Source organism: Candidatus Methylomirabilis sp. (assembly GCF_028716865.1).
Lineage (GTDB): Bacteria > Methylomirabilota > Methylomirabilia > Methylomirabilales > Methylomirabilaceae > Methylomirabilis.
Map to the genome: position 1 here is coordinate 1 of NZ_JAQUOY010000001.1, position 25,299 is coordinate 25,299.

At 59.3% G+C, this 25,299-nt stretch carries 26 protein-coding genes and 1 tRNA gene; 20 read left to right on the plus strand and 7 right to left on the minus strand.

Annotated elements, in window-relative coordinates:
* Nucleotides 1-71: 71 nt before the first annotated feature.
* Together PHV01_RS00005 and folE are read right to left on the minus strand one after the other, a co-directional pair.
* Complete coding sequence (locus tag PHV01_RS00005) at nt 72-578, minus strand: molybdenum cofactor biosynthesis protein B (RefSeq protein ID WP_337289086.1); 507 nt, start codon at nt 576-578, stop codon at nt 72-74.
* 151 nt (nt 579-729) lie between these two features.
* On the minus strand, nt 730-1,284 hold the full coding sequence (gene folE, locus PHV01_RS00010) for a GTP cyclohydrolase I FolE (protein ID WP_337289087.1): 555 nt from the start codon (nt 1,282-1,284) through the stop codon (nt 730-732).
* Nucleotides 1,285-1,524: 240 nt separating this feature from the next.
* Here folE and cofG point away from each other — a divergent pair, with 240 nt between their 5' ends.
* The 6 genes from cofG to cofE are packed head-to-tail and all read left to right on the plus strand — an operon-like array spanning nt 1,525 to nt 7,201.
* Nucleotides 1,525-2,838: a 7,8-didemethyl-8-hydroxy-5-deazariboflavin synthase CofG gene (gene cofG / locus PHV01_RS00015; protein WP_337289088.1), complete on the plus strand. Its 1,314-nt coding sequence runs from the start codon at nt 1,525-1,527 to the stop codon at nt 2,836-2,838.
* 24 nt (nt 2,839-2,862) lie between these two features.
* On the plus strand, nt 2,863-4,191 hold the full coding sequence (gene cofH, locus PHV01_RS00020; RefSeq protein WP_337289089.1) for a 5-amino-6-(D-ribitylamino)uracil--L-tyrosine 4-hydroxyphenyl transferase CofH: 1,329 nt from the start codon (nt 2,863-2,865) through the stop codon (nt 4,189-4,191).
* Complete coding sequence (npdG, locus tag PHV01_RS00025; protein ID WP_337289090.1) at nt 4,188-4,850, plus strand: NADPH-dependent F420 reductase; 663 nt, start codon at nt 4,188-4,190, stop codon at nt 4,848-4,850. The genes cofH and npdG overlap by 4 nt, the downstream gene beginning before the upstream one ends.
* Nucleotides 4,847-5,782 (plus strand): 2-phospho-L-lactate transferase, encoded by a 936-nt coding sequence (gene cofD, locus PHV01_RS00030; RefSeq protein ID WP_337289091.1) that lies wholly within the window; start codon nt 4,847-4,849, stop codon nt 5,780-5,782. The genes npdG and cofD overlap by 4 nt, the downstream gene beginning before the upstream one ends.
* Nucleotides 5,758-6,456 carry a 2-phospho-L-lactate guanylyltransferase gene (gene cofC, locus PHV01_RS00035; protein ID WP_337289092.1) on the plus strand — a complete coding sequence of 233 codons (699 nt, stop codon included), beginning with the start codon at nt 5,758-5,760 and terminating at the stop codon, nt 6,454-6,456. Before cofD ends, cofC begins: the two co-directional genes overlap by 25 nt.
* Nucleotides 6,434-7,201, plus strand: coding sequence for a coenzyme F420-0:L-glutamate ligase (gene cofE / locus PHV01_RS00040; RefSeq protein WP_337289093.1), 768 nt, complete (start codon nt 6,434-6,436; stop codon nt 7,199-7,201). The genes cofC and cofE overlap by 23 nt, the downstream gene beginning before the upstream one ends.
* A gap of 14 nt (nt 7,202-7,215) precedes the next feature.
* Here the strand turns inward: cofE and PHV01_RS00045 are convergent, their stop codons facing one another.
* The 5 genes from PHV01_RS00045 to PHV01_RS00065 form a co-directional block, all read right to left on the minus strand.
* Nucleotides 7,216-7,824, minus strand: a complete 609-nt coding sequence (locus PHV01_RS00045; protein WP_337289094.1) for a hypothetical protein — start codon at nt 7,822-7,824, stop codon at nt 7,216-7,218.
* A 49-nt stretch (nt 7,825-7,873) separates the two neighbouring features.
* A complete protein-coding gene (pfp, locus tag PHV01_RS00050) occupies nt 7,874-9,112 on the minus strand; it encodes a diphosphate--fructose-6-phosphate 1-phosphotransferase (RefSeq protein WP_337289095.1) in 1,239 nt (412 codons plus the stop codon).
* Nucleotides 9,113-9,251: 139 nt separating this feature from the next.
* Nucleotides 9,252-9,326, minus strand: a tRNA-Gly gene (locus PHV01_RS00055).
* A gap of 55 nt (nt 9,327-9,381) precedes the next feature.
* Nucleotides 9,382-10,917, minus strand: coding sequence for an HD domain-containing protein (locus PHV01_RS00060; protein WP_337289096.1), 1,536 nt, complete (start codon nt 10,915-10,917; stop codon nt 9,382-9,384).
* A complete protein-coding gene (locus PHV01_RS00065) occupies nt 10,914-11,561 on the minus strand; it encodes an endonuclease III (protein ID WP_337289097.1) in 648 nt (215 codons plus the stop codon). Before PHV01_RS00065 ends, PHV01_RS00060 begins: the two co-directional genes overlap by 4 nt.
* Nucleotides 11,562-11,866: 305 nt before the next feature.
* Between PHV01_RS00065 and PHV01_RS00070 the strand changes: the two genes are divergently transcribed.
* From PHV01_RS00070 to dnaJ, 14 genes are all read left to right on the plus strand, one after another.
* Complete coding sequence (locus PHV01_RS00070; protein WP_337289098.1) at nt 11,867-12,070, plus strand: DUF1858 domain-containing protein; 204 nt, start codon at nt 11,867-11,869, stop codon at nt 12,068-12,070.
* 14 nt (nt 12,071-12,084) lie between these two features.
* Nucleotides 12,085-12,789 carry a serine O-acetyltransferase gene (cysE, locus tag PHV01_RS00075; RefSeq protein WP_337289099.1) on the plus strand — a complete coding sequence of 235 codons (705 nt, stop codon included), beginning with the start codon at nt 12,085-12,087 and terminating at the stop codon, nt 12,787-12,789.
* 511 nt (nt 12,790-13,300) lie between these two features.
* Nucleotides 13,301-13,888, plus strand: a complete 588-nt coding sequence (locus PHV01_RS00080; RefSeq protein ID WP_337289100.1) for a DJ-1/PfpI family protein — start codon at nt 13,301-13,303, stop codon at nt 13,886-13,888.
* 31 nt (nt 13,889-13,919) lie between these two features.
* Nucleotides 13,920-14,921 carry a potassium channel protein gene (locus PHV01_RS00085; protein ID WP_337289101.1) on the plus strand — a complete coding sequence of 334 codons (1,002 nt, stop codon included), beginning with the start codon at nt 13,920-13,922 and terminating at the stop codon, nt 14,919-14,921.
* A complete protein-coding gene (locus PHV01_RS00090; protein ID WP_337289102.1) occupies nt 14,918-15,178 on the plus strand; it encodes an SHOCT domain-containing protein in 261 nt (86 codons plus the stop codon). The genes PHV01_RS00085 and PHV01_RS00090 overlap by 4 nt, the downstream gene beginning before the upstream one ends.
* 13 nt (nt 15,179-15,191) lie before the next feature.
* Nucleotides 15,192-15,857 carry a phosphatase PAP2 family protein gene (locus tag PHV01_RS00095; protein ID WP_337289103.1) on the plus strand — a complete coding sequence of 222 codons (666 nt, stop codon included), beginning with the start codon at nt 15,192-15,194 and terminating at the stop codon, nt 15,855-15,857.
* Nucleotides 15,844-17,544, plus strand: coding sequence for a glycosyltransferase family 39 protein (locus tag PHV01_RS00100; RefSeq protein WP_337289104.1), 1,701 nt, complete (start codon nt 15,844-15,846; stop codon nt 17,542-17,544). The genes PHV01_RS00095 and PHV01_RS00100 overlap by 14 nt, the downstream gene beginning before the upstream one ends.
* A 30-nt stretch (nt 17,545-17,574) precedes the next feature.
* Nucleotides 17,575-18,552 carry a polyprenyl synthetase family protein gene (locus tag PHV01_RS00105; RefSeq protein WP_337289105.1) on the plus strand — a complete coding sequence of 326 codons (978 nt, stop codon included), beginning with the start codon at nt 17,575-17,577 and terminating at the stop codon, nt 18,550-18,552.
* Nucleotides 18,553-18,684: 132 nt separating this feature from the next.
* A complete protein-coding gene (gene lepA, locus PHV01_RS00110) occupies nt 18,685-20,493 on the plus strand; it encodes a translation elongation factor 4 (RefSeq protein WP_337289106.1) in 1,809 nt (602 codons plus the stop codon).
* Nucleotides 20,490-21,128, plus strand: a complete 639-nt coding sequence (gene lepB, locus PHV01_RS00115; protein WP_337289107.1) for a signal peptidase I — start codon at nt 20,490-20,492, stop codon at nt 21,126-21,128. The genes lepA and lepB overlap by 4 nt, the downstream gene beginning before the upstream one ends.
* The gene (hemW, locus tag PHV01_RS00120) at nt 21,125-22,264 is read left to right on the plus strand and encodes a radical SAM family heme chaperone HemW (RefSeq protein ID WP_337289108.1); all 1,140 of its coding nucleotides are present in this window, start codon (nt 21,125-21,127) and stop codon (nt 22,262-22,264) included. Before lepB ends, hemW begins: the two co-directional genes overlap by 4 nt.
* Before the next feature lie 150 nt (nt 22,265-22,414).
* Nucleotides 22,415-23,455, plus strand: coding sequence for a heat-inducible transcriptional repressor HrcA (gene hrcA, locus PHV01_RS00125; RefSeq protein WP_337289109.1), 1,041 nt, complete (start codon nt 22,415-22,417; stop codon nt 23,453-23,455).
* An 87-nt stretch (nt 23,456-23,542) separates the two neighbouring features.
* Nucleotides 23,543-24,163: a nucleotide exchange factor GrpE gene (grpE, locus tag PHV01_RS00130; RefSeq protein ID WP_337289110.1), complete on the plus strand. Its 621-nt coding sequence runs from the start codon at nt 23,543-23,545 to the stop codon at nt 24,161-24,163.
* Nucleotides 24,164-24,166: 3 nt separating this feature from the next.
* On the plus strand, nt 24,167-25,258 hold the full coding sequence (gene dnaJ / locus PHV01_RS00135) for a molecular chaperone DnaJ (protein WP_337289111.1): 1,092 nt from the start codon (nt 24,167-24,169) through the stop codon (nt 25,256-25,258).
* The last annotated feature ends 41 nt before the right edge of the window (nt 25,259-25,299 follow it).

A 25,299-nucleotide genomic window follows, 5' to 3' on the forward strand; every position in this document is an offset into this window, starting at 1 on the left:
GGGTGGGGTATCGCCGGCCTCGCGTTTTTGCTTTCGTTCCTGCTCCGCCATGTCTCACTCCTCCTTCCGCCTCACCGAGCCGCCTGCCACACGAGGTGTTGCACCTCCGGTATCAGGAGCTTCGTCAAGGCGAGACGGACGGCATGCTCCGAGCCCGGCAGACACACGATGACCTTTCCTTTCGCCGTTCCGCAGAGCGCGCGGCTCATCAACGCGGCGCTTCCGACTTCCTGGAAGGTCAGGCTCCGAAACAGCTCGCCAAAACCGGGCAGCATCTTATCCAGCAAGGGACTGACCGCCTCAATCGTCTGATCCTTCTTGCTGAGCCCGGTCCCCCCGGTCATGATGATCAGATCGACGTCCTCGTCACACAGCTTCTTGATGACATCCCTCAGGCCTTTGGGATCGTTCTTCAGGATCATGGAGGCCTGCTGACAATGTCCGGCCTCATTCAGGAGCGATTCAATGAGTCGGCCTGAGTGGTCGTCTTCCGACTTGCGACTATCGGTGATACTCAGCCTCGCGTATCGGACCGGTCCAACCTTCTTTGCCTCTGCATGATGATCGTGAACGCCCATGGGTTCCTCAATGCAATGAAGGCGATGTTCTGCCTGGGATAATCCCCGCTCCATTCATCATAGTGGAATAACCGATTCCGGTCAATGCGGACTGCCGCAACAGGTCGCGTTCCGTCAGTGTATTCCCTTGCTGCCGAAGAGCACAGTTCCTTTATGTCGCGTGCGACCGGATCAACTGCATGAACTCGTTTCGGCTCTCGATCCGCTCGCGGAAGACCCCGTGCATCGATGAGGTCACAGCCTTGCTGTTCTGTTTCTCTACGCCGCGCATCATCATGCAGAGGTGTTGGGCTTCCATGACGACGGCTACCCCCTTTGGCCGCAGGGCCTCCAGGAGCGCGTTAGCGATCTGGGAGGTCAAACGCTCCTGCACCTGGAGTCGGCGACTGTACATCTCCACCAGCCGAACCAGCTTGCTCAACCCGACAATCTTGCCGTCCGGTAGATAGCCGACGTGGCACTTGCCGAAAAATGGGAGCAGATGATGCTCGCAGAGGGAGAAGAAGTCGATGTCCTTGACCAGGACGATCTCGTCATAGTTGTCTTGAAAGACCGCTTCGTTCAGAACGTCATTGACCTGTTTGTCGTATCCGGATGTGAGGAAGGTGAACATCCGGTCTACCCGCTCCGGGGTCTTGACCAATCCTTCCCGATCGGGATCCTCGCCGATCTCCTTCAGCAGATCCCTGATCAACCGCTCAATCATTCTTTTGTACCTCGTTTTGGCATCATCGATATCTTTGACGCTGCGTTGTGAACACTTTTAGGCTTCACCTAAAATTCTAAATGAGCATGTCTGATTGCGCAAGGAAAACCTCCGAGTCATTCCGTTGGCGCAAGAAGGGGAGCCCGGGATCACCATTGACGACTCTATAGCCCCGATGCTATAAGGTCAACGTCTGTACGGTCCCGCTTGCCTATGGCTCCTCCGCATCGGAGTGATTCCATGCAGCCGTCGCAAGGGTTTCAGGCGTTGATTCAGGCCACGCGCATGGCCAGGATGACCACTCTGCCCGGCGCCGTCCTGCTTCAGTTGGAGCGCAGCAGTGACGATTCGGCGTCGGGCGAAGCCAGCGTGGCTATCCAGGCTGCGATCGAGGAGGTAGGTGCTGGGCAGCCCCTCACGCGCGAACACGCCGTCCTGCTGCTTCAGGCTGAAGGGCGTCACCTGCTGCGTCTCCTAGAACTGGCTTCCGCCACTGCCGACAGCGGCAAGGGGCGGACGGTAACCTTCTCGAAAAAGGTCTTCATCCCGCTGACCCGTCTCTGCCGCGATCGGTGTGGCTACTGTACCTTCCGCCGGGACCCCGGGGAACCAGGTGACGGCTTTCTCCCCCCCGAGGAGGTCCTGGCCATCGCCTCTGCCGGCGCCGCCCTCGGATGTACGGAAGCGCTCTTCAGCCTTGGCGAGAAGCCGGAACTGGCTTTTCCGGCAGCCCAGCGGGCGCTTGCCGAGCGCGGATACCGGACCACGATCGAGTACCTGGCGCGGATGTGCGAGCGGACACTGGCGGAGACAGGCCTCCTGCCGCATGTCAACCCCGGAACAATGACCATTGAGGAGATGGGGATACTGAGAGGCTCTTCTGCCAGTATGGGTCTGATGCTGGAGTCGGTGAGCGCCCGGCTCGCGCAGTCAGGTGGGCCGCACCACGCCTCGCCTGACAAGCACCCGCTGCTTCGGCTCAGGACAATCGAGGGAGCAGGGCGGCTGCGGATCGCCTTTACCACCGGGATCCTGATTGGGATCGGTGAGAGCCTTGAGGAGCGGATCGACTCCCTGTTTGCCATCAAGGCGCTGCACAGGACGTTCGGCCACATCCAAGAGGTCATTGTCCAGAACTTCCGCGCAAAGCCCTTCACCCCGATGCGGGACTATCCTGAGCCGACGTTCCTCGACCTGCTCCGGACCGTAGCGGTGGCGCGTTTGATCCTGGGTCCGGAGATGAATCTTCAGGTGCCGCCGAACCTCACTCCGGATGCCTATCCCTTACTGCTCTTGTCGGGAATCAACGACTGGGGCGGCATTTCACCCCTCACACAGGATTGTATCAATCCCGAGGCGCCATGGCCACAGATTGAGGCTCTTCGCGACGGGACTGCGGCACTCGGGTATCGTCTGAAAGAACGGCTCCCGATCTATCCCGAGTACATCGTCCGCAAAGACGGATTTATCCCCTCTCCCTTGGCTCCCAGGATCATGGCGCTGGTGGACGAGGCAGGCTATCCTAAAGAGCAGGGGTTAGGGGATAGGGTATAGGGTAAAGGGAAGCGGGAGATGCCGGTGAGCAACGTAGTTCCTGACGAGCCTTGCGCACGCGATGAAGGCATTGACGGGCTGCTTGGCCGGATCGAGCCGGATGTCGCACGCCTGCTGGAGGCCGCGCTTGAGGGGCGAGAGCTTACCGCGGAGCAGGGGCTGCGCCTGGCACAGACGCAGGGGTCGGAGCTGCATGCGCTGGTCATGGCGGCCGATGAGATGCGGCGGCGTCAGGTGGGAGAGGTCGTCACCTATGTGGTCAATCGGAACATCAACTTTACCAATGTGTGCATCAAGCATTGCGCCTTCTGCGCTTTCAGCCGGGATTTCCGGGAAGAGGAGGGGTACTTCCTGCCCCTCGAGGAGGTGGTGCGACGGGCGAAAGAGGCCTGGGAGTTGGGGGCTACCGAGATCTGCATACAGGCCGGCCTGCCCCCACAATTGGATGGCCGTTTCTATATCGAGCTGTGCCGCGCCATCAAACAGGAGGTTCCCCAGATCCACATCCACGCCTTTTCCCCCGAAGAGATCCTGTACGGCTCCAGGCAATCCGGCATCCCTATTCCGCAGTATCTCATGGCCCTCAAAGAGGCTGGTCTCGATACCCTTCCCGGCACGTCCGCCGAGATTCTGGACGATGAGATCCGCGACATTATCTCCCGCGGTCGCATTACCTCTCGCCAGTGGATCGAGGTGATTACGACTGCGCACGCCCTCGGTATCCCGACCACCGCCACGATCATGTACGGCCACATCGAACAGCCGATCCATTGGATCAGACACATGGCGCTCCTGCGCGACATCCAGAAAGAGACGGGCGGGTTTACTGAATTCGTCCCGCTCCGCCTGATCCATCACGAGGCGCCGATCTACCGTCACCAGTTGGTGAAGGGAGTACGTCAGGAGGCCGCCGGTAACGAGGCGGTGAAGGTGCATGCGCTTGCGCGCCTGATGCTGGGTGCGACTTTCAAGAACATTCAATCGTCCTGGGTCAAGGAGGGCCCGAAGCTCGCCCAGTATCTGCTGACCGCCGGGGCCAATGATCTTGGCGGCACCCTGATCAACGAAAGCATCTCCACATCGGCCGGCGCACCGCACGGTGAGTTCATGCCGCCTGCCGAGTTGCGCCGTCTCATCCGTGAACTCGGGCGCGTCCCCGCGCAGCGGAGTACCACGTACCAGCTTCTTCGTGTGCACGATGGCCTCGGCGAAGAGGAGGGCCCGCTCGACCTGATCGACGACCCGGCAGCGCGTTTCGGCTCACACCGGACGCTGGCCGCCTCTCACGCCTTCCGGTACGGATATGCGGCTTCCAGCCGGGGATATACAGAGCACGAAGGGCAACAGCCGTGAAGATCGCGATCCTCGGAGGGACGGGGCGAGAGGGAGCGGGGCTTGCCTTGCGTTGGGGTGCTGCCGGCGAGGAGGTCATCATCGGATCGAGGGATGAAAGACGAGCAGTCGCGGCGGCGAAGCGCCTGAACCTGCTGCTGGGAAGGGTCGCTATCCATGGAATGCTCAATCGACAAGCTGCGACGGAGGCGGACGTCGTGGTCTTGACGGTCCCCTACGCCGCGCACCTCACCATACTGATAGAGGTCAAGGATGCGCTCTGCGGTAAACTTCTGATCGATACCACTGTTCCGCTTGAGCCCGAGGCGCTCCAGCGGCTGGTTCCGGCGCATAAGGGCTCTGCTCTGGAGGAGGCGCAGGAGTGTCTGGGGCCGAGCGTGAAGGTGGTGGCGGCCTTCCAGAATATCGCCTTTCACCTGCTGAAGGAGTTGGAGAAGGCCATCGACTGCGATGTCTTGGTGTGCGGGGATGATCCTCATGCGAGGCATCTCGCCGTCCTGTTGGTGGCAAAGGCCGGTCTGCGCGCCATTGATGCCGGCCCCGCGCGGCATGCCAGGACCGTGGAGGGACTGACCCCACTGCTCATAGGGTTAAAGCGACGCTACAAGGCCACGGACGTGGGGATCAGGATCACCGGCCTCCCGGAGCGCGAGCCATGATCCTCGCCCTGGCAGGAGGGATCGGCGGCTCAAAGCTGCTCCTGGGACTTACGCAGGTAATGGACCCTGCCGAACTTACCGTCATCGTCAACACGGCGGATGACCTGATCCTGCACGGCCTTACCATCTGTCCGGATCTGGATACCGTGACCTATACGCTGGCCGGTGTTGCGGATCAGGAAAGGGGATGGGGAATCGCGGGTGACACCTTCAATGCCCTCAGTTGGCTTGGGCGTTATGGTCGAGAAGACTGGTTCCATCTGGGGGACCGAGACCTGGCCACCCACCTGCACCGGACCGCCTTGTTGAGAGAGGGGATCACCCTCACCGAGGCCACCGACGTCATCAGGCGCGCGCTGTCTGTCCGGGTCCGGATCCTGCCGATGTCGAACGAATCGGTCTCGACGATCGTCCTGACCGACCACGGGCCGCAGCCCTTTCAGGCATACCTCGTTCGCGACGGGGCTCGTCATGCTGTGAGGGGGGTGCGCTTCGAGGGGATTGAGGCATCGCGCCCGGCACCCGGCGTGTTGGAGGCGATCGAGACGGCCGATGGGATCATCCTCTGCCCCAGCAACCCGGTCATCAGCATCGGACCGATCCTGGCCGTCCCAGGTATCCGCGAGGCGCTGAAAGCGACGAGGGCGCCCATCGTAGCGATCAGTCCGGTTGTGGGTGGCCGGTCGCTCAAGGGTCCGACCGACAAGTTCCTGGCCGGCCTCGGGCACGAGGTATCGGCCTTGGCGGTGGCCCAGCTCTATCAGGACTTCCTCGACCTGTTCATCGTCGATCGCCTCGATGCCGATCTGCTTCCCACCATCGAGGCGCTGCCGGTCAGGATGAGAGCGGCTGAGACCGTGATGCACAATCTGGAGCGAAAGATCGCCTTGGCCAAAGAGGCCCTGTCGTGTCTGGCCTCTTTTACCACCTGAACAGGCAGATGCTCGTCGCCGTCATCCCGGTCAAGGAACTTTCCCGAGGCAAGGCGCGGCTGAAGCCGTTGCTCTCGGCCCAGGAGCGACACCTCCTCTGCAAGACGATGCTTGAGGATGTGCTGGCCGTCGTGACCACCTCACCGCTGCTTGATCGTGTGCTGGTCATTACGTCGGACGCCGAGGCCGCTGTATGTGCTCGGCAGTACGGCGCTGAAATTATAGGAGAGGTGCGGCAGGTCAGGCAGAGTAGATCGGTAGAGGCTGCCGCCGCTATCTGCCGTGAGAGTGGGGCCGAGGCGATGTTGACCATCCCGCTTGATGTCCCGCGAATCAGGGCCAACGATCTCGATCGAATCGTGGAACACGGGTCCGTACCCAGGGGGATCGTGCTCGTGCCGTCCCGCAACGCGCTTGGAACCAATGCCTTGCTCGCTCGGCCACCCGAGGCGATCCCCTTCCGCTTCGGCTACGACAGCTTCCAGGCCCATCGGCGGGAGGCCGAGGCAAAGGGTCTGCCATGCGCGGTCTGCGAGCTTCCCAACCTTGGGCTGGACATTGACGAGGTTGACGATCTCCGATGCTTCATCGCGCAACCGGGTAAGACCCGGACGGATAGGCTCCTGCATCGGCTTGGGATAGGTGAGAGGCTTGGGATTGAAACAGGCGTCTGAACTGAACCTGACCGGCCTGACCGGCATCCCGGAGATTCAGACGGGCGATGACCTGGCCGCGCTGATCGTTGAGGGGGCGAGAAGGCGTGATCTGATGCTGCAACCGAACGACATCCTGGTCGTGACGCAGAAGATTGTCTCAAAAGCCGAAGGGCGCGTGGTGCCTCTTTCCGACGTGGCGCCCTCGCCGGCTGCCAGCGCCTGGGCCGCTTACCTTGATAAGGACCCGCGTCTGGTTGAGTTGATCCTCAGGGAGGCGCGACGAATCGTGCGGATGGATCGGGGGCTCATCCTCGCTGAGACCCGGCACGGCTTCGTCTGCGCCAATGCGGGGATTGACCGCTCCAATCTCCCTGGCGAGGAGACCGCGTCGTTGCTGCCGCTCGACCCGGACGGCTCGGCCACCGCGATCCGGGATCGAATCCGAACTCTCTGTGGAGTCGATGTCGCGATACTGATCTCTGATACCTTTGGTCGCCCATGGCGCGAAGGGCTGACCAACGTCGCCATTGGGGTCAGCGGCCTGATCCCGCTTTGGGATTATCGCGAGACGACAGATGACTTTGGCAGGAATCTCAAAGCGACACGTATTGCCGTTGCCGATGAGCTGGCAGCCGCGGCAGAGCTGATCATGGGCAAGACCGAGCGAATTCCCGTGGTCCTGATTCGCGGCTACCAATGCGTAAGAGGCGAGGGGCGAGCGTCAATGCTGCTGCGCCCGCCAGAGCAGGATCTATTCAGATAGTATCAGTGCCTTGCCTACCGTGGGGCCGGCGCGGCCAGCCCTTCGAGCGTCAAGGTGTGCAGAACAGACTCGGCCTGTGCTCGCGCCTTGCGGGCCTCTTTCCTTACGGCTTCCTTCGCGCCCAGTTCGCCCAGTAACTGCTCCCGCGTCGAGGTAAAGCGTCGGTTGACATCTGTGTTGAAGGTATCGGCGATCTGCGCTTTGATCGCGATGATCTCTCGATCGGATTTCACTTCTATCGCCTTTGTTCCAGCCACCTTTGCCTGGTACTGCGCCTTTTCCGCGAGCAGGCTGACCGACTCCCCGGACTTCCTGGCGCTGAGCAGGTGAGTGTCCTGCTGAGTCTGTGCCTCGGATCTGAAGGCTCTTACCTCATCCTTGGCTGCCGCAAAATAGCTCAAGGCAAGGGTGAACTCCTCGGGAGCATAGATATCCGCCTCGAAGTCCCTCGCCTCTTGGATGGCTTTTTCCGCCTCATCCAGCGACTTCATGAAGACGAGCTCTTGCGCTTCAGCCACGCCTGCCCTGAGCCACGTCGACTGGCTTGTCCAGAGCGTACACGGAACCAGTACGACCATCACGCCGAAGATCACGCGCTGAATGCCTCGCCTCCAGTCTCTCATTGTGCTGACTCCTTCGTGTGACATACGCTCCCCCTGGTCGCTGCAGGTTCTAAGATCGTCGATTGCCGAGATATCCAAACCGGCTCACGAATTCAGTCTGCTCAAGGTGTCCGCCATGCGCGAGCGTCTCAACCTGGCCTGGCGTCTCAAAATCCTGAGCTTCCAGGCGAATCATATAGGCCCGGAGCGTCTGATACGACTCGGAGTCGATATCGACGTAACGGACACGGATCTTCCCCGTCCGAAGATCCAACATCTCCCGAAACGGGATCGGGACCATCTTCCCCCCCTGGATGGTCACCATGGCCTCCGTCTGACCATCCAACAGAAAACGGGTAGCCCAATAGCCAAGACTGCGACAATACTGGATATCCAGTGCGCCGGGTGGAGCGCAGCGGAGTTCATAGCCAAGATCCTTGGCGACGATCGTGACATCGATACCTCGCCCCCGAAGGCTTTCAGTCACTCGCTCTTTCAGCACTCGTCCTAATACAAGCTCCGAGAGGCGGACATTCCCATAACTATCCCGTTCAACCGAGCCGAAATCGGTAGGATCAAGTTTATCGGCCAGCCCTTCGCTGAGAATTGCCAAGCCATGCCCCTTTCCTGAGGCGCGCCGCTTGATGATTGCTCCTTCCAGAATGTCAACAAGCGCCTGAAGGGGGACCGTCGGTTCTGGAAACTCCTCTCCGATCACCGTTAAGGTGGCGCCGGCAGCGCCACCGATGCCGAGCGCCAGATGACCTGCCCGTCGGCCCATCACTGTGACGAAGTACCACCGGTTCGTCGTCACCGCGTCCTCCATCAGGTTCTGGACGATGTCTTTGCCCAGGTTGCAGGCCGTCGTAAAACCAAACGTCGCCACCTCCTGCGGAAGCGGGAGATCGTTGTCGATCGTTTTCGGCACATGCGCGAGGGCGACCCGATCCTTCATGACCTCCGACAGCCGATAGGCCGCAAAGGCGGTGTCATCGCCCCCGATCGTCAACAGGCATGATACTCCCAGTTTATCAAGCGCCTCGACCACATTACGGAGCCTATCCGGGGATTTAGTCGGATTCTCCCTGGACGTCCGAAGGATAGAACCCCCTTCGAAATGGATCCGGGACACCTCGTCGATTTCGAGTTCCATCACGTGGCTTGTATCGCCTCGCACAAGCCACTTGAACCCATCGTAGAAGCCGAGGACACGCATCCCACGGTTACGCGCCTCTATGGTTGCAGCAGCGATCACGCCATTAATGCCTGGCGCGGGGCCGCCTCCGACCAACATACCAAGCGTTTTCATGCGCCCTCCACTGGGTACAGGAATAACCGCGGGAACATACAAGGCAATAGGTGTAGCATACGAGCAGTAACGCCCGGTGTCAACCGAACTCACAGGCTGTAGGGATAGCGCTTTGGGGGACTGCGGACGAAAATATCTTTGGAGCGGGAGACGGGACTCGAACCCGCGACGTTCAGCTTGGGAAGCTGACATTCTGCCACTGAATTACTCCCGCACCCTCTTCTGTCTAACAAAAGCGCTCACGGTTGTCAATGGTTTTTGGCGCGAGCCTACTGTGAAGAGGGCAGCGTTCCAAACAACTGCTGCCACGAGTCAAGATGCTCCTGGGCATAGGCCAGGGCCTCTTCGCGGCTGTTGGTGAGCCCCGTTGCCTGAGCCTCCCGCAGATGATCAAGCACGAATCCCAGGAAAGGGCCTGGCGCAATGCCGAACAGTTCGATCAGATCGTCGCCCCGTAGGATGGGCTGTAGCCGGCTTGCCAGAAACTCGGTTCTGTAAAATCGGAACGCCTCACGCAGGAAGACCTGATGCCGGCTGAGCTCCTCGGTTTTCCCGCCAAAGGTTGCCAGCAGATCCGCCCAGGAGTGTAACAACACAACGGGAGCAGCCTCACCCACTTCTCGAAAGAAACGATACAGCGCCCTGACGGTGACAGGCGCTCTGCTCGAAAGATGGATCGGTCGCAGATGATGTTGCTCGATGTCGGTTATGAGGCTCTTCGCCCGGCAACCCAGTCGAAGGCGTTCGCACAGGCGAGTGAGGATCGGCAGGCCGGCCTGCTCGTGCCCCAGGAACCGGACGCGACCATTCGCTAGCACGCTCCGGGTCTCCGGCTTGCCGATGTCGTGCAGGAACCCCAGCAGCTTGAGGATGGCGGTCTCGGTGACGCCCGCCTCGATTTCCCGGTCAAGCCGTTCGCGTAACCAGATCGCCTCGTCAGGAAAGAGCTGCTCAAGGTTTGTGAACAGCAGCTCGACAGACTCAAGCGTCTGAAGCGAGTGTTCCCAGAGGGGCAGACGATGCGGCGTGCTCGCCGGAACTGACTTGAGCGCCTCGACCTCCGGGACCAGTCCCTTCAGAAGCTGCAAGGTGTCCAGGTGCTCGATCCAGGGCGCTGCGGGGACCGTATCGAGAATCCTGAACAGCTCGTCACGCAAACGCTCTCCGGCCACTGTCCCGAGGAGTGATGCACGCTCGATGATCCACCGCCGAGTGGCCTCCTCGACGGTGAAGCCAAGCTCTGCAGCCAGGCGGACTGCCCTGATCAGGCGAAGCGGATCACGCTCGAATGCCGATGGGGTAAGGGCTCGCAGGCGCTTTTCCCTCAGGTCGTTCAGCCCGCCCGATGGATCGATCACAGACAGGGGGTTGGAGGTTGGGGGTTGGTGGGCAGGGGTGTCGATGCGTACGGCAAGGGCATTGACGGTGAAATCGCGAGCTACCAGATCAGCCTCGATTGTCTCGCCCTTCGGCCGACTGATGTCGAGCTGGACGATCATCCCTTCAGAGCGGATGATGACTCGAACCGTCTCCGGATCGAGACGAATGAGGCTGCCTTCCAGCGCGGCGATCAGATCGCGACCGAATTGTTCCGGTTTCCCCCAGATCACCAGATCGAGGTCGATCCGCCTCATCCTGCTACGCCTGTCCTGAGCCACGTCGAAGGAACCAAGCAGGAGATCACGCAGGTACCCACCGACCAGATACAGGGGGCCTAGCCTGCCGGCGGCCGCGACCGCCTCGACAGCCCGAAGATATGGGTTGCGCCGAAGCTCATCCACGCCGTAGAAGGATGCCGGTTTCATCGGACAGAGGGGCAGAGCCTGGAGAGGGGACAGTCGTCGCACAGGGGGGTATGCGTCTTGCAGGTTTTTTGGCCAAGCTGCTCCAGGTTCACGTACATGGAGGAGAAGATGGGGGACGGCACTATCAACTGAAGAGAGGCCTGGACCTTTTTAGGGGTCAGCGTCGGGCTCACCAAGCCGAGACGGCGTACGACGCGGCAGATCCGGGTATCGACGGGGAACACAGGTTTCCCAAGCGACACGAGCAAAATACGCGCGACTGTCTTGGGGCCGATCCCGTTGAGACGGCCAAGGAAAGCCGTTGCCTCCTCGACGCTTACGTCCCGGAGGAAGGTGAGATCGAAGTGGCCTTGGGCGTGGTGGATTTGGCTCAGGATCACTTTGATACGCGCGGCCTTGTCGTTAGCAAGGCCTGCGGAGCCGATCGCCTCAGCCAGCGCACTCTCCGGGGCTCGGTGTACCTGTTCCCACGTAGGCAATATCTGACGGAGCATCCGGAAGGCCCCGCGACTGTTCATGTCGCCTGTCTTTTGGGAAAGGATGGTAAGGATCAGGTCGTCGAGTGGATTGCTTGAAGCCCTGCGTGGCGTCTTGGAGCCGTAATGGCGTTCCAGAGCCGCGTGAATCTTGGCTATCCGATTCATTGAGGCCACCCCGTGGTCTTCATGGCTCACGATTGCGGATTGTGGATCGAAGGCGCAAGATTTGCTCCTATTCTCCATTCCGAAATCTGTCATCTACAATCTATACGGAGGGAGGCAACGGCAGGCTACCGGACCTCTGACTGGAAGTCAACAGCAATTGCTCACCAGAAAAATTCCCTTGCCATGACTGATTCTGGCCCTATATGATTAGTCTACAGGTGAATCGAGGAATCACTCACGTTGTCCTGGTGTACGAGTAGGCGACACAGGGCGGACCAGCGGTTCCTCTGAAAGGAGGCAGGTTGATGAGGATCACCGCAGAGATGAAGATCGACAATGTGGTGCGACAGTACCCGGAGACTGTCCAGGTGTTTAACCGTTACGGCGTTGCCTGCATGGGGTGCTCTGCGGCTGAATACGACAATATCGCCACCAGTGCCCAGGTCCACGGCGTCAATCTGGATCAACTTCTGCGCGAGTTGAACGAGACCGTGATCATCCGAAACTAAACCTAAAACGTCGCGTGTTCACCACACTCAAACGAGACATCCGAGCAGCCCTTGACCGAGATCCGGCGGCACGCACCGCGCTGGAGGTCCTCGTATGCTATCCCGGCCTGCACGCCCTCTACTTTCATCGTCTCGCGCATTGGTTCTGGAACGGCAATCTGAAGACCCTCGGCCGCTTCATCGCGCATGTGGGCCGATTCCTGACCGGGATTGAAATCCATCCTGGCGCGAGTCTCGGGCTGGGTCTCTTCATCGACCATGGCATCGGGGTCGTCATCGGCGAGACCTGTCAGATCGGTGAGAATGTGACCATCTATCAGGGCGTGACGCTGGGCGGCACCAGCCTGGAGAAAAAGAAGCGCCATCCGACGATCGGCAACGGCGTCGTGATCGGTGCGGGCGCCACAATCCTTGGGCCCATCAAGGTGGGAGACAACAGTCGTATCGGTTCAGGATCCGTGGTAGTGAAGGAGATTCCTCCGAACTCGCTCGTGGTGGGCGTGCCTGGCCAGGTCATCTATCGCGATGGCAAACGGGTCCCTCAGACAATCGATTTGGAGATGACTGATATGCCGGACCCTGCTGAAAAGGTGATCCGGTGCGTCCTGGAACGTCTACAGGAGTTGGAAAAGGAAGTCGAGATCCTCAAAAAGGAGTTGCCGTCTTCCCCTGCTGCCTATGCGCCTCCCTCAAGATACTATTCCCCGCGAAACGACTAGCCCGCTCCTTCCGACATAATCTTACGTTTATCCTGCCGTCGCGGCGGTGTGATTGTTGGCGACGACGTGGCAGTGACGATCGATTACGAACTCCGGGTCGCAGTAGACCAGCATCAGCACAGGCTGCTGTACTTCTTCCATGGTCAATCAATCATCGTTGTAGCGATTGGCATTCTGAAGAACGAGGGGCGAGTTCCACCGTCGGCGATTGCCCGGGCACGCAAGGCTCATGCGGATTGGTTGGAACGCTTTGGAGGTGAGACATGACGGGTAAGAAGGCAGGTGGGCGTGGCACGACCCTGAAGCAGTATCTGCGCGGCGAAATGAAGGACCCAGAGTTCCGGATCTGCATCCTTACCACGTTGATATCATGCGTATGCCCTGCTTGATGACGCTCGTGAAATCTGCTTGCGGAGTGAGAGTCGCTTTGATAGCCTCGCCCTAGCATATATCCACGGGTTACGGGGCTGCTCGCTGTACCGTGTGGGCTGGAGCTGGAAGGAGGTACGCGATGGCGGTAAAAAAGATTCTGATGCTCGTGGGAGATTTTGTTGAGGACTACGAGGCGATGGTCCCCTTTCAGATGTTGACCATGGTCGGGCATACGGTGCATACGGTCTGTCCCGGCAAGAAGGCCGGCGACACTGTGCGGACAGCCGTTCACGACTTCGAGGGAGACCAGACATACAGCGAGAAGCGGGGTCACAACTTTGCCCTCAACGCCACCTTCGCCAAGATCAGACCCAAGAATTACGACGCCCTGGTCATTCCGGGAGGACGCTCTCCGGAGTACCTTCGCCTGGACGAGAAGGTGCTTGATCTTGTGCGCCACTTTGCGAAGGAAAACAAACCGATTGCCTCCATTTGTCATGGACAGCAACTCTTGACGGCGGCCGGCGTTGTAGAGGGCAGGCGCTGTACCTCCTATCCGGCCGTGAAGCCCGAATTGATCCGGGCCGGCGCCAAGTGGGAAGAGGTGAATGCCACCTTCTCCAATGCGTATGTGGATGGCAACTTGGTCACTGCCGCAGCCTGGCCCGGCCATCCCGAATGGATGCGCAAGTTCCTGGACGTGTTAGGCTCCAAGATCGAGCCCTGAATGTCATCTTGGTGACAGAGGGATATCTCCTTTGGCAAGGCTAGGGGTTGCTGGGCTGTTCCTTGCGGCGGTCGTGATCATAGGGATCGCAGGGTATCACTTCCTTGAGGGGTACACATGGCTTGAAGCCTTCTATATGACGATTATCACCATCTCAACGGTGGGGTTTCGCGAGGTAAGACCTTTAAGTCCGGCCGGCATGATCTTCACGATCGGGCTCCTGTTCGCCGGCCTGGGAGTAGTTCTCTACACAGCAGGAACTGTTACCGCAAAAATCGTGGAGGGGGAATTCCAGCAGTTCTTCGGGAGGAAGAGGATGGAGAAGAGAATCGCCGCTTTGGCAAAGCACTATCTTGTATGCGGCTATGGTCGCATCGGGGAGGTGGTCTGCCGCGAGTTGGCGTCAAAGCCTGTTCCATTCGTGGTCATTGAGCGGAAGGAAGAGCGGGTCCGTAAGGTGGAGGAGGCGGGCCACCTGCTACTCAAGGGGGATGCCACCGATGAGAAGGCCCTCCTGGCTGCCGGGGTGATGAAGGCCAAAGGTCTCTTTGCCACCCTGCCGGTTGATGCGGATAATGTCTTTGTGATCCTCACGGCCAAGGATCTCAACCCCTCCATCTTTGTGGTGGCCAGGGCCGAGACAGAGCGGAGCGAAAGGACGCTCGCCCACGCGGGGGCTGACAAGGTGATCTCGCCCTACGCAATGGGGGGACACCGCATGGCCCAGGCGGCCCTCCGTCCTGCCGTAGTGGATATCATCGAGTTGGCCACGCACTATCAAAGCCTGGAGTTGCAGCTTGAGGAAATTGTGGTGCCGGCGGGGTCTCCCTGTGAGGGAGTCACGCTGCGCGACTCCGGGCTGTGCCAGGAGCCGGGTGCGATTGTGGTGGCGATCAAGCGGGCGTCTGGTGGCATGATTTTTAACCCCTCCACAGATGAAAAGATTGAGGCCGGGGATCACCTTGTCGCCTTGGGAGAGGCTATTCGCCTACGGGGGTTAGAGCGGCGGGTGGAACCGAGCGCGCCACGATGATGATGCGGTGGGAGGAAATGGGCCATGACTCCTGGTTCTGGGGATGGGGCATCCTCTGGATGGTCATGCTGACGGCCTTCTGGCTGCTCATCCTGTTGGCGCTGGTGCTCACGGTTCGCTGGCTCTGGCAGGCCGGTTCCGGGATCCGCTCCGTCCAGCGTCCGGAGGAGTCGGCTATAGAGATCCTCAAGAAGCGGTATGCCCGAGGCGAGATCGGGAAGGAAGAGTTCGAGGCCAAGAAGCGCGATTTGCTGTGAAAGGATAGACAGGATGCAGTCAAGGTTGCAAGATCGCTCGAGACCTCCCGAGCCTCTCGCTCGATTGTTCGACAGCAAGGTGTTGGGTTATGCCGCCGCGTTATTTGTTGTAGTGCCTTTCCTTGTGTTGTATATCGACGGGTCGGTAGCGACCTTCATCCCGTCGGTGCAGAGTGAATGGGGGTGGAAGGTAGCGAGTGCAATTACGATTATGGGATCCGGCCTGACGGACGCCGCTATTGCCGGCGCCCTCTTGGTTGTCGGCCTGAAGGCCGGAAGGCCTCGAGAGGCTGTCGTGGGTAGACTCGGATTGCTTGCGGTGATCGTCGGGAGTCTTTCTGCCCAGATCTTAAAAAACCTGTTTTGTCGGTCCCGTCCTCTGGCTGAAAAGTCGGGCCAGTTTTTCGTAGATTTTCCTTGTCTGGGGAAGGGCTCCGGCTTCATTTCTTTCCCTTCCGGCCATTCGGTAACCGCCTTTGCCCTGGCATTTGTCCTCTCCCGCGCCTATCCCAGGTATGCGTTCCTCTTCTATGGACTGGCCGGCCTGGTCGCCCTCTCCAGGGTCTATCTCGCCAGGCATTTTCCTTCTGATGTTGTGGCCGGGGCCGCTATCGGGCTTCTGGCAGGTTGGATCACCTGTCGGTTTTCGGTTTTTTCCCCTGTGCATGGGCGTACCTGAGAAGGCGGCACCTGCCGTCACCAGCGCCCCCCGATGGGTTCGAGAGGTCGCGGTGACGACCCTCCTGCTTGGTGTGGGATTTCTCCTCTTCTTTTATCGCCTGGATTCGCTCTCCCTGTTTGACGCTGATGAGCCGGCCTACGCCGAGGCGGCGCGAGAGATGCTGATCTCGGGAGACTGGATCACACCCCACTTTAATTTCCAGCCCCGCTTCGATAAACCGATCTTGATCTACTGGCTGATCGCGCTGGCTTACAAAGGCTTCGGGATCGGCGAGTATGCGGCCCGCTTCTGGTCTGCTGTCTTCGCGACCGGCCTGACGCTGTCGATCTACCTGTTCGGACGGCAACGGCTTGGCCGCCGGGGCGCATGTATTGCCGCTCTGGCCTTTGCCGCGAACATCGGGACCGTCGCCCTGGCGCGGGCGGCGGTCACCGATATGACGCTCGTCTTTTGCATGACCTGGACACTCTTCTGTTTTTTCGATGTCTATCTGGCCACAGACAAGACGCACGAGGGTTTCCTCTTTGTTGGATATCTGGCTATGGCGCTCGCCGTTCTCGCGAAGGGCCCGATAGGTCTGCTGCTCCCTGGGTTAGTCGTCGGCCTGTTTCTGATTATTCGCAGAAGGGCGCGAGCGACCCTTTCCAGGCTTCGGTTGCTCAGCGGTCTTGTTCTGGTCACCGTGATCGCCCTGCCCTGGTACGTCTTGGTCCTGCGCGAGAATGGATGGGCGTTTGCTCAAGGATTCTTTGTGCAGCACCACCTGAACCGCTACCTGGGCGTGGTGTCGGGCCATGTCGGGGGCCTCCTGTATTTCTTCCCGGTGGTCATCCTCGGCTTTTTCCCGTGGAGCGGGATACTGCCCAATGCCTTTGGCCAGCTCTGGACTATCCGAAGCCGATTGCGTACTGAACTGACCGGACGGCAGGAGCTGTTGCTCTTTTCATGGGTCTGGTGTGGCGTTGTCGTGCTTTTTTTCTCGTTCTCACGCACGAAACTCCCCTCGTATATTTTCCCCGCTTTTCCTGCGCTCGCCCTGCTGGCAGGGGCTGCGGGAGAAGCCGTCCTCGATGAGCGACAGCAGGGGGGGAGGTGGACGAAGGCATGCGACTGGCTCGTGGGTGGGATGGCCTGTTCGCTTGCCGTGATCCTCTTCTTCATGCCATCGCTTGCCGATCGCATCCGTCTCCGCGAGGCGCCGGACATTCCCCCATTTGACTTGGGGCTTGCGCCGTACGTGTTGGCCGTCCTCCTCTTGGCTGGACTTGCCCTTGCGGTCGCAGCCAGGCGAAGCGGACAGGGGAATGTGGCAGTGGCCTCGATGGCCGTCACGATGGTCCTGAGCATTGCGACGGCCGTCCATCGGGTTGCCCCGGTCGTCCATGCGAGTCTCCAGAAGTCCCTCCACGACTTCGCCCTTGTTGCCAGGCAAGAGCTTCGCCCCGGTGATCTCTTGGTGGCTTATGACCTGAACGCGCCCAGCCTTGTGTTTTACTCGGAACGACAAGTCGCGCTGATCAGAAGGGGCGAGGAAGCAGGGTTTCAGCGTCTTGCCGCCTCGTATGGGCGGCTTCTCATTGTCGCCAAGACCGCCGCAGAGACTCGCTTGCGACAGGTCCCGGACATTTTCCCCTTGGACAGGCGAGGGGGGTATGTCCTATACTCTAATCGTGACGGTTCGTGAGATAGGTCTGATTGGCGTAGAGGCGCGCGTGTGATTGCCGAGACGATTCTTTCCCCTGTGGCTCTTGAACTCGCCCTGGTCGAAGAGCGGTTGCTCCAAGACATCAGCGGCGATGTGGAGTTGATCTCCGAGATCATCCGGTATGTGCTCAAGAGCGGCGGCAAACGGGTCCGGCCTGCGTTGCTGTTGCTCTCGGCAAAGCTCTGCGGCTATGATGGCGGCTCGCGCAACATCGATCTTGCGGTGGTGGCCGAGTACATGCACGCTGCCACGCTTATCCATGATGATATCATTGATCGCGCCGACAAGCGCCGCGGACTCCCGTCGGCGAACAGCACCTGGGGTTCTCAGATCTCCGTGCTGGCGGGTGATTTCCTGTATGCCAGATCGCTTCAGATGCTGGTGATAGATGGCGACCTGGCTGTCATGCGGGCGTTTGCCGACGCGACGGTTCGGATGATTGAGGGCCAGGTACGCGAGGTCCAGATGGCCGGGAACCTCGACCTCACCTATCATGAGTATCTGGACATCATCACGTCAAAGACCGCTGCCCTGATCTCGGTTGCCTGCAGGACCGGCGCTCTGATCGCCGGCAGGCACGCGGATGAGGTGGCTGCGTTGACCGAGTTCGGCCTGAATGTGGGGATCGGGTTCCAGTTGGTCGATGACGCGCTGGACTTTGTCGCCGAGGAGGACCGACTGGGCAAGCCTGTGGGAAACGATTTCAAGGAAGGGAAGGTGACCTTTCCGGTGCTCCATGTGATGCGGGCAGGCTCGGAGGCCGATCAGGGCAGGATCAGAGAGTTGGCCGCGCAGGAGGCCATCGGAGAGTCTGATCTGGCAGAGGTGAAGGCGATAGTGGAACGGTACAGCGCCGTGTCGGCCACGATGGACCTCGTTCGTACCTACCTGAAGAAAGCCAAGACATCCCTCAGCAGCTTTCCGGATTCGGCTGCCAAGCGCTCGCTTGCCCTGATGGTCGACTTTGTCGGAGATCGAGACTGGTGATTTGGGATATAGTTGGCCTCCGGGCGCTCTTACCATGTTGCTTCGCTTTTGAACTGCTGAAAAAAGGCTGAAGGTCAATAGACTGAAGGTCCAAGTATCCTAAAAGCCTTCAGCCTAAACACCTATTTTGGTATGGCGATCAACCTGAAACAGATCCGCAACTTCTCCATCATTGCCCACATCGATCATGGAAAGTCAACCCTGGCCGATCGGATTCTGGAGGCCACCGGGGCGCTGCAGCCTCGTGAGATGGAGGCCCAAGTCCTGGACCATATGGATCTCGAGCGGGAACGGGGTATTACCATCAAGGCGAAGGCCGTTCGTCTCCACTACAAGCCGCCGGGCGGGCAAGAGTATATTCTGAACCTGATCGACACTCCCGGCCATGTGGACTTTAGCTACGAGGTCTCGCGGAGCCTCTGCGCGTGCGAGGGCGCGCTGCTCGTGATCGATGCCGTCCAGGGAGTAGAGGCACAGACGCTCGCCAATGTTCACCTCGCCATGGAGCATGACCTGGCCATCATCCCGGTCATCAATAAAATTGACCTGCCGAACGCCGATATTGCACGGGTGAAGGCGCAGATAGAGGAGACCCTGGCCATCGATGCCTCGGAGGCGATCCTGTGCAGCGCCAAACAGGGGATCGGCACTGAGGAGGTGATCGAAGCGGTCATCAAGCGAATTCCGCCTCCCGGTGGGTCCGCAGACGCTCCGCTGAAGGCGCTGATCTTCGACTCCTCATTCGACCCGTATCAAGGTGTGATCGTGTATGTCCGGTTGTACGAAGGCGTTGTGCGTCCCAGGATGCGGATATCCCTGATGTCCACCGGCGCTGCGTTCGAGGTATTACAGGTCGGTGTCTTCACCCCTCAGATGCGTCCCGTCGATCTCCTGTCAGCCGGAGAGGTTGGATACATCATTGCCGGGATCAAGGACGTACGTCACACCAGGGTAGGGGACACCATTACGGCCGAAGATAGACCTGCAATCAGGCCCCTGCCTGGCTTCAAAGAGGTCCGGCCCATGGTGTTTGCCGGTCTGTATCCGACCGAGAGCGAGCAGTACCTGGAGTTGAAGGAAGCGCTGGAGAAGCTCCGCCTTAACGATTTTTCCTTTAGCTTTGAGCCGGAGACCTCGCTGGCCCTCGGCTTCGGTTTCCGATGCGGTTTTCTCGGCTTACTCCACATGGAGATCATCCAGGAGCGGTTGGAGCGTGAGTTCGGCTTGACGCTGATTACCACCGCTCCGACCGTAGTCTACCGGGTGGCCAAGAGGGACGGATCCGTGGTTGAGATAGATAATCCCAGCGATCTTCCTCTCCAGCAGCAGATCGAACGGGTTGAGGAGCCATACATCAAGGCCTCTATCATGGCGCCGGGTGAGTATGTCGGCCAAATCTTTGGGCTCTGCCAGGAGAAGCGTGGGATTCAGTGCGGTGTCGAGTATATGGAGGGTGGTCGAGTTCTCATTACCTACGACCTGCCGCTCAACGAGATCGTCATGGATTTTTACGATCGGCTGAAGTCGGCAACACGTGGCTACGCCTCCCTGGACTACGAATTCCTCGATTATCGGGAGGGTCACCTGGCAAAGCTGGATATCCTGGTGAACGATGAGCCGGTTGACGCACTCTCCTGCATCGTCCCGAGGGAGCAGGCATATCTGAGGGGCCGAATGCTGGTGGAGCGGATGCGAGAGCTGATCCCCAGGCAGCTCTTCGAGGTAGTCATTCAGGCTGCGCTAGGCGGCAAGGTCATCGCGCGGGACAGCGTGCGCCCTCTGCGCAAAAACGTGACGGCCAAATGCTATGGCGGAGACATCACCCGTAAGCGAAAGCTGCTTGAGCGTCAGAAGGAGGGGAAGCGCAGGATGAAGCAGGTAGGCAGGGTCGAGATCCCACAGGAGGCCTTCATGGCGGTGCTGAAGGTGAAAAGCCCATGAAGCGGGAGATGATGGACGAGACGATAAAGGAGGACCAGGACCGGACCTCGAAGTCAGGCGCGAAGTCGGAGAAGTCGGTTGTTCGCCAGTATGCCGAGGCCATCATCATTGCCGTTCTCCTGGCGCTGGTGATCAGGACCTTTGTCGTTCAGGCCTTCAAAATTCCCTCCGGATCGATGCTCCAGACGCTGCAGGTCGGCGATCATATCCTGGTCAATAAGTTCCAGTTCTGGTTTACCGAGCCGCAGCGCGGTGACATTATCGTGTTCAAGTATCCCCAGGATGAGGGGAGGGACTTTATTAAGCGAGTAGTCGCCCTGCCGGGTGAGAAGCTGGAGGTTCGAGATAAACAGGTCTACATTAATGATAAACCTGTTACTGAGCCGTACGCGGTCCATTCGGATCCTGTCCTCCTCGATAATCCGGGTTCGCTCCGAGACAATTTTGGCCCGGTCGTGGTCGGGCCTGGTCAACTCTTCATGATGGGCGACAACCGGGACTACAGCATGGATAGCAGATTCTGGGGCTTTCTTGACATGAAGAAGATCAGGGGGAAAGCCTTTATTATCTACTGGTCGTGGGATCACGAGCACTTCAGGCCCCGCTGGGAGCGAATCGGGATGTTGGTGCGATGAGGAGTGGGTTTGGATTGTACATCCATATCCCCTATTGCCTGTCACGCTGTCATTATTGCGATTTCAATACCTATCGCATCGATGCGGCTGCCGTAGAGCAGTATCTGGAGGGGCTGGCGCAAGAGATTACACTTCGCGCCTCCGCTATGGCGATCCGGGACCGGCAGATCTGCTCCGTCTTCTTCGGCGGCGGGACGCCCTCAATACTTCACGCATCGCAGCTCATCGGCATTCTCGATCACTGTCGGGCCGCCTTCACCCTCGAGGACGGCGCAGAGGTCAGCCTCGAGGTCAATCCGGGGACGGTGGACCTTTCGAAACTTCGTACACTGTGGGAGGGCGGGGTGACCCGTCTGAGTGTAGGGGTCCAAGCTGTTCAGGACCGACTGCTCCATCGGATCGGTCGCGCCCATACAATCTCCGAGGCTGAACGGGCCTTTTGGTTGATGCGTGAGACCGGTTTCAGCAACATCAATCTGGACCTGATGTTCGGCCTGCCCGGTCAGAGCACGGGTGACTGGTCGGAGACCCTTGACTGGGCCATCAGCGTAGGCCCTGAACACGTCTCTGCATACGGGCTGATCCTCGAAGAAGGGACGCCTCTCCACCAGGCGCATCGTCAAGGGGAGATCGGGCTACCCGACGAAGAGACGGAGGCGGTGATGTACCGGATGGCCGTGGACAGGTTGCGTGCCGCCGACTTCGAGCATTACGAGATCTCAAACTTTGCGCGCCCAGGCTTCCGTTGTCGCCATAATCTGGTCTACTGGCAACACCAGGAGTACCTCGGTATTGGGGCGGGAGCGTACTCATATCTTGCCGGGCGTCGGTTTTTTAACGAGTTGCTGCCTGCCAGCTACATGGGCGCGATCGCCGAGCGTGGGACAGCCGTGGCCGGCGGCGAACAGCTTTCCGCTGAGATGCTGCGATCCGAGCGTCTGATGCTGGGACTTCGACTCCGGGCCGGACTGGACGTAGAGACATTCAAGGACGTACTTGGCGTGGAAGATCTCTCTGCATCTGATCGGGTTGTCCGTCTCTTGGATGATGGGTTTCTCCGCCTGCAGGGGGGGCGGGTGCAGATCACAGAACGGGGACTCCTCGTGGCCAATGAGCTGATTGTCCAGCTCCTCTGATTCCAGAGCGTATTCTCCAGCGTGCGACCAACGGCAAATCCGCTTGACAATAGTAGCCATTTTTCTTACGATTTTTTTGGTACCTTGGTATTCTTGTCAGCGGAGTGCCAAGCGTTGAAAGAATGGTAAGGGAAGGGGATTGAGGAACTGATGCGGGCGTATGAACTTACCCCAAGGGAGCGTGAGATCCTGAGGGTCATTATCCATGACTATATCACCTCCGGCGAGCCTGTAGGATCCCGGAGTATCGCCAGACGCCATCTGGACCACCTCAGCCCTGCCACCATCCGCAATGTGATGGCCGATCTGGAGGAAGTGGGCTATCTCTCTCAACCGCACGCTTCGGCCGGCAGGATCCCTACCGATTCCGGATACCGCTTCTATGTTGATAGCCTTATGCAGCGCCCGAAGTTGTCGAAGGTCGAGGAGAGCCGAATCGAGCAAGGGATCCGTCCGAGCCGAGGTGAGGCTGAGGAATTGGTGCAGGGGGTCAGCCGAATCCTCTCCGATCTATCACGATACGCTTCCGTGGTCCTTGCGCCAAAGTTTGCTCAAAACACCTGGCGACGCATTAACTTTGTTCACCTCAACCGGGAGCGGATCCTGGTGGTCCTTATGGCTGATTCCGGGCTCGTACAGCAGAAGGTCATCGCTATCGATGAGCTGATCGAGCAGCCGGAGCTGGATCGGATCTCTAACTATCTGAACAGTGTGTTGGGCGGGGTGACCCTTCATGAGGTGAGGAAGAGAATCATTGCCCGGATGGCCGAGGAACGCGATGAATTTAACCGTCTAATGCAGCGCGCTCTGGAACTCAGCAACAAGACGCTGGAGGGTGAAGAAGAGCACATCTATATTGGAGGGGCGGCCAACATCGCTCATCAGCCGGAGTTCGCCGACGTTAAAAAGATGAAGAATATCTTCGCGGCCTTTGAGGAAAAATCAAAGCTGGTGATGATTCTTGATCAATGCCTGACCCAGGAGGGATTAAGGATTATCATCGGCCGCGAAAGCGAAATACGAGAGCTGCGCGAGCTCAGCCTGATTGCCTCGCCGTACAAAAGCGGGGATCATGTTGTTGGCGTGCTCGGAATTGTGGGACCGAAACGGATCGCCTACGACCGGATGGTAGCCCTCGTCGATTGCACTGCCAGGCTCGTCAGCAAGCTCCTCACAGAGGCCGATGTGTAGTCTGTTATCAAGAGCGATGGTGGGCTGTGGAGCCAGACGGATTGATCTGATGGGTCTGCGGATGAATGAATGGGAACCGATCGAATAATGGATCAAGAAAGCGAAGAAGCTAAAACATTGACAAGCGACAACGCCCAGGAGGGTTCTGTTGCCCCTGCGACCGAGTTAGAGTCGACGATCAGCACGCTACAGGCCGGCCTCAAGGAAAAGACTGCTGAGATAGAGTCGCTCAACGACCGCCTCCTTCGCTTGCAAGCGGAGTTTGAGAACTACAAGAAGCGAGCGGCCCGCGAGCGGGGCGAGTTCGTAAGGTTTGCGAATGAAGGGCTACTCTTGGAATTGCTGCCTGTCGTAGACAGTCTGGAGCATGCTGTCGTCACGACCAGGTCGGGAATAGACGCTCAAGGTGTCGCCGAGGGTCTTGATGTCATTCGTCGGCTTTTTCAGGCAACATTGGAGAAGGCAGGGGTGAAGTCCATCGAGGCGTTGGGGCATGAGTTCGATCCGAACTTCCATCAGGCTGTGGCTCAGGTGGAGTCGACTGATGGCCGAGACAACATTGCGATCGAGGAGGTCCGGAAAGGGTACCTTCTGGAAGGACGTTTGCTGCGGCCGGCGATGGTGAAGGTCTCCAAGACGAGAGTTTCGAGTTCTGAGTTTCGAGTGTCGAGTGCCGATGAGGATGAACCCGAAACCCGGAACGTGTAAGCCATGAGCAAGCGCGATTACTATGAGGTGCTGGGGGTGGATCGGGAAGCCGCTCCCGAAGAGATCAAGCGAGCCTACCGTCGGTTGGCCCATAAGTATCACCCGGACAAGAATGCCGGCGATAAGGCGTCGGAAGAGCAGTTCAAGGAGGCTACGGAGGCCTATGAGATCCTGAATAATCCCGAGAAGCGGGCAACCTATGACCGGTTCGGGGTTGCCGGCGAAGGAGCTGGATTCGGGGGATTCGGCGATGCCGGGTTTGGGTCCGTTTTTGAGAATCTCTTTGAGGGATTTTTCGGAGGGTCTACCCGGCGGGCTACCTCCCGGGGCGCCGATCTGCGCTACAACCTTGAGATCAGCCTTGAGGAAGCGATCCTCGGAGTAGAAAAAGAGATCACTATCCCCCGGCTGGAGCCCTGTGGCGCCTGCAAGGGAAGCGGCGCAAAACCCGGGACATCCCCAACCGCCTGTCGTTCCTGCCGCGGAAGCGGCCAGGTTCGGTACTCGCAAGGCTTTCTCACGATCAGCCAGACCTGCTCGGCCTGCCGAGGCGAGGGGCGTGTCATCGAGCATCGATGCCGCGACTGTCGAGGCACGGGGCGATCCAGGTCCGATCGGTCCCTCACGGTGAAGATTCCTGCCGGCGTGGAAACGGGGATGCGCTTGAAGCTTCAAGGCGAGGGCGAGGCCGGTCCCCATTGGGGGGATCGGGGCGATCTGTATGTCGTCATCACCGTAAAGGAGCACCCACTCTTCTCACGACAGGGCGACGACCTCTACTGTGAGGTCCCCGTCAGCTTTGTCCAGGCAGCCTTGGGGGCCGAGTTGGAGATCCCGAGCTTTTTCGGGATGGCGAAGCTCAAGATTCCCTCTGGGACTCAATCCGGCGCTGAGTTCCGCATCCGGGGGAAGGGCGTGTCAAGCGTACGCGGCCATGGCCTAGGAGACCTCGTAGTCAGGATTGTCGTTGAGGTACCCAGGCGGCTGACCACGCAGCAGCGTGAGTTACTCGAAGCCTACGCCGCCCTGGAGAATGGAGACGGGAGCCCTCTCGTCAAAGGCTTCTTTGAGAAGGTCAAGAGTCTTTTTGGCTGATCTGTCCTGCCACAGGCGTAGAGGCTGAAGGTAGATAGAAG

Bases quoted from the DNA above. Each gene is read 5' to 3' on its own strand.
- PHV01_RS00095 (WP_337289103.1), top strand. From the start codon at position 15,192: ATGCAGTCAAGGTTGCAAGATCGCTCGAGACCTCCCGAGCCTCTCGCT.
- cofD (WP_337289091.1), top strand. From the start codon at position 4,847: ATGATCCTCGCCCTGGCAGGAGGGATCGGCGGCTCAAAGCTGCTCCTG.
- PHV01_RS00080 (WP_337289100.1), top strand. From the start codon at position 13,301: ATGGCGGTAAAAAAGATTCTGATGCTCGTGGGAGATTTTGTTGAGGAC.
- lepA (WP_337289106.1), top strand. From the start codon at position 18,685: ATGGCGATCAACCTGAAACAGATCCGCAACTTCTCCATCATTGCCCAC.
- PHV01_RS00100 (WP_337289104.1), top strand. From the start codon at position 15,844: ATGGGCGTACCTGAGAAGGCGGCACCTGCCGTCACCAGCGCCCCCCGA.
- lepB (WP_337289107.1), top strand. From the start codon at position 20,490: ATGAAGCGGGAGATGATGGACGAGACGATAAAGGAGGACCAGGACCGG.
- pfp (WP_337289095.1), bottom strand. From the start codon at position 9,112: ATGAAAACGCTTGGTATGTTGGTCGGAGGCGGCCCCGCGCCAGGCATT.
- PHV01_RS00090 (WP_337289102.1), top strand. From the start codon at position 14,918: ATGATGATGCGGTGGGAGGAAATGGGCCATGACTCCTGGTTCTGGGGA.
- grpE (WP_337289110.1), top strand. From the start codon at position 23,543: ATGGATCAAGAAAGCGAAGAAGCTAAAACATTGACAAGCGACAACGCC.
- dnaJ (WP_337289111.1), top strand. From the start codon at position 24,167: ATGAGCAAGCGCGATTACTATGAGGTGCTGGGGGTGGATCGGGAAGCC.
- PHV01_RS00065 (WP_337289097.1), bottom strand. From the start codon at position 11,561: ATGAATCGGATAGCCAAGATTCACGCGGCTCTGGAACGCCATTACGGC.
- hrcA (WP_337289109.1), top strand. From the start codon at position 22,415: ATGCGGGCGTATGAACTTACCCCAAGGGAGCGTGAGATCCTGAGGGTC.
- PHV01_RS00070 (WP_337289098.1), top strand. From the start codon at position 11,867: ATGAGGATCACCGCAGAGATGAAGATCGACAATGTGGTGCGACAGTAC.
- PHV01_RS00005 (WP_337289086.1), bottom strand. From the start codon at position 578: ATGGGCGTTCACGATCATCATGCAGAGGCAAAGAAGGTTGGACCGGTC.
- PHV01_RS00045 (WP_337289094.1), bottom strand. From the start codon at position 7,824: ATGAGAGACTGGAGGCGAGGCATTCAGCGCGTGATCTTCGGCGTGATG.
- PHV01_RS00060 (WP_337289096.1), bottom strand. From the start codon at position 10,917: ATGAAACCGGCATCCTTCTACGGCGTGGATGAGCTTCGGCGCAACCCA.
- folE (WP_337289087.1), bottom strand. From the start codon at position 1,284: ATGATTGAGCGGTTGATCAGGGATCTGCTGAAGGAGATCGGCGAGGAT.
- hemW (WP_337289108.1), top strand. From the start codon at position 21,125: ATGAGGAGTGGGTTTGGATTGTACATCCATATCCCCTATTGCCTGTCA.
- cofG (WP_337289088.1), top strand. From the start codon at position 1,525: ATGCAGCCGTCGCAAGGGTTTCAGGCGTTGATTCAGGCCACGCGCATG.